Below are 2,747 nucleotides of genomic sequence, written 5' to 3'. Positions count from 1 at the left end.
TGAACGCCGTGTAGCCCGCGCCGCGCAGCAGCCGGGTCGCGTCGACGAACAACGCCAACGCCTCCGGCCTGCTCGGGTCGAGATGCTGGAACGGCACGTGCCCGTCGTCGTAGGCGTCGAACGCGGTCGACCGCACCCGGCGCAGCAGCTCCGCGAACGCCGGTCCGTCGGACAGGTTCACCCGCAGCACGACGGTGTTGGTGAACAGCCCGATCATGGCTTCCTCGTCCGGGCCCTCGCGACCCGACAGCGGCACGCCGACGCTCAGGTCGTGGACCTCGGACCGCCGGGCCAGCACGGCGAAGAAGTTGGCCAGCAGCACCATGAACAAGGTCGCGCCGTGCCGCCGGGCGTAGTCGCGGGCCCGGTGCACCAGCTCGGCGTCCACGGTGATCGGGACGCGCCCGCCGTGCGGCGACCGGATCCTCGGCCGGGGGCGGTCGGTGGGCAGGGCCAGCGGCGGTGCGCCGCGCAGCCGGTCGCGCCACCTCGCGACGGCCTCGGTGTCGGGCGGTTCGGCCAGTCGACGGCGGACCCACCCGGTGTAGGTGTCGCCCAGCGGCGGGGGCGGGTCACCGCGGTAGAACGCGGCCAGGTCGCCGCAGAACACGGGCAGGGACAGGCCGTCCGCGCAGATGTGGTGGAGCACCACGGAGAGGATGTGGTGGTCCTCCGCCAACCGCACCAGCAGCACCCGGAAGGGGTTCTCCGCGTCCAACCGGAAAGGCCGCAGCACGTGCTCTTCGTTTTCCCGGGCGGCCTCGGCCTCGGCGTCGGGGTGCGCGGATAAATCAACCCGTTTGGCGGATGCGCGGGCCTCGGGCACTACCAGCTGTCGCGGTTCGCCGTCGGCCAGGTCGATAAGGGACCGTAATGGCTCATGCCGACGGACCAACGCGGACAACGCGTCGTCGAGCGCATCGGCGTCGAGCGGTCCGCGCAGCCGGTGGGCGAACGAGATGTGGTAGAGGCTGGTGGGTCCGTCGAATTGTTCGGTGAACCAGATGCCGTGCTGAGCGGGGGACAGCGGCGCCGTGCGTGCCGCCGCCCGTACTTCTTCCTGAGTCACTTCATCCCCCGCCGGAACGTGCCGCCGGGACTGCCTCAGTCGAGGACCTTCCCGACGAAGTGGTTGATGTTGGCGAGCATCCGCGCGATCCGCCCGTCGTCGTCCAGCGTCTCGGCGGGTTGGGGCGCCGACGGCCGCCGCTTGCGCCGGACGTAGGCCGAACAGGCCAGGTCAGCGCACACGTACGTGCCGACGGTGTTGCCCTTGCGGCCGGCCGCGCCCGCCTTCGGCGCGGCGAACAGCCCCACGTCGGACAGCACGTGGGTGGTGAGGCAGAACGCGCACTGGGACGACCTCAACGCGCTCTTCGCCGGTGTGTTGGCGCGCAGCACGACACCCACCACGCCGTCGTCGCGGGGCACCACGAGGTAGGCGTTGTTCACCGCCCGCGGGTCCACCCAACCGAGGAAGTCGGTTTCCGACCAGTCCCGCGAATCGAGGTCGGCCGGGAGGGTCAGCTTCTTCGCCTCGCCTTTCGAACAGTTGACGAACGACTTCCTTATTTCCTCCGCCGGGGTCGGCCGCACCCTATTGCCCTTCATTTAGCTGACGTCGCGTCAAGGCCAGTATGCCCGATGGTCGGCGCGGGTCAACATGTGTCCGTGCGGTGCTTCGACTACACGCAGGAACGTGCCCGCGCAAGGGTCGATGGGGTTGTTGCGGCCGGCTCACTACGGTCGTTGCCACCCGAGGGGGGCTGTGCTAGGAAGTGTCTGATCGCACGCGCCGGAAATCGGCGGGAAGGGTCTGGGGAGCTGGGCGGGGCGGTTGACGCACATTCCGGCGTCGGCCGATCACATTCTTGGGGAACGGTGGTGGCCGACGGCTGCCCGGCCCCCGGTCTGTCGCGGTGAGGGGCGGGTTGAGCGTGCCTGGGGAATGGAATCGAACAGACTCGGCCTTTCCGGCCCGACGTGGGCTGCACGAGTTGGTGGAGGACCGCGTCGTCGACTGCGGCGACCGGACGGCCGTCGTCTTCGGCTCGGAGCGGGTGACCTACGCCGAGCTGGACGCGCGGGCCAACGGGCTGGCGCACCGGCTCGTCGAGGCGGGCGTCGGCGTGGACGACGTGGTGGCGCTGTGCGTGGACCGGTCGGTGGAGATGGTGGTCGCGCTGCTGGCCGTCCTCAAGGCCGGCGGGGCGTACCTGCCGCTGGACCCGGAGCTGCCCGCGAGCCGCATCGCGCAGATCACGACGGTCGCGCGGGCCCGGGTGTGCGTGGTGACCGAGGACTACCGGGCGCTGCTGCCCGACGGGGTGTCCGCGGTGCCGCCGACGGCGGAGCCGCGCGCGGACCGGCCGGACCGGCGCGCGTGGGGCGCGAACCTCGTCTCCGTCTACTTCACCTCCGGCTCCACCGGCGTGCCGAAGGGCGTGGCGAGCAGCCACGAGGGCTGGGTGAACCGGATGACCTGGTCCCAGCGCGAGCACCGGCTGCGACCGGGTGACGCCGTGCTGCACAAGACGACCCTGACGTTCGACGACTCGGCGCTCGAACTGTTCTGGCCGCTGACCGTCGGCGGTGTGGTCGCGATCCTCGAACCCGGCGCGCACCGCGACCCGCGGGCCATCCTCGACGCCTGGCCGGGCCCGTCCATCACCGTGGCCGCGCTGACCCGGGTGAGCACCACCCGGCCGACCGGGACGCGGTCCTCGGACAGGCGCAGCACGAGCTGG

3 protein-coding genes are annotated in these 2,747 nt (G+C 71.4%); 1 reads left to right on the top strand and 2 read right to left on the bottom strand.

All coding sequences use genetic code 11. The features are described from left to right. Together AB0G02_RS34335 and AB0G02_RS34330 are read right to left on the bottom strand one after the other, a co-directional pair. Positions 1-1,069, bottom strand: a 1,069-nt coding sequence (locus AB0G02_RS34335) for a condensation domain-containing protein (RefSeq protein ID WP_360802785.1), incomplete at its 3' end; no start/stop codon positions are given. A gap of 35 nt (positions 1,070-1,104) precedes the next feature. Further along, positions 1,105-1,611, bottom strand: coding sequence for an FBP domain-containing protein (locus AB0G02_RS34330; RefSeq protein ID WP_360802782.1), 507 nt, complete (start codon positions 1,609-1,611; stop codon positions 1,105-1,107). Positions 1,612-2,000: 389 nt separating this feature from the next. On the opposite strand from AB0G02_RS34330, the gene AB0G02_RS34325 reads away from it, so the two are divergent. Further along, on the top strand, positions 2,001-2,747 hold a 747-nt coding region (locus tag AB0G02_RS34325; RefSeq protein WP_360802788.1), incomplete at its 3' end, for an AMP-binding protein.

Origin of the sequence: Actinosynnema sp. NPDC023658 (assembly GCF_040639995.1) — a bacterium.
Lineage (GTDB): Bacteria > Actinomycetota > Actinomycetes > Mycobacteriales > Pseudonocardiaceae > Actinosynnema.
The sequence above is the reverse complement of the archived record's forward strand: the minus strand, read 5'-3'. Positions and strand labels throughout refer to the sequence as shown.

What these genes read in the sequence shown, in the direction of transcription:
- AB0G02_RS34330 (WP_360802782.1), bottom strand. Translation starts at nt 1,611, where the DNA reads ATGAAGGGCAATAGGGTGCGGCCGACCCCGGCGGAGGAAATAAGGAAG.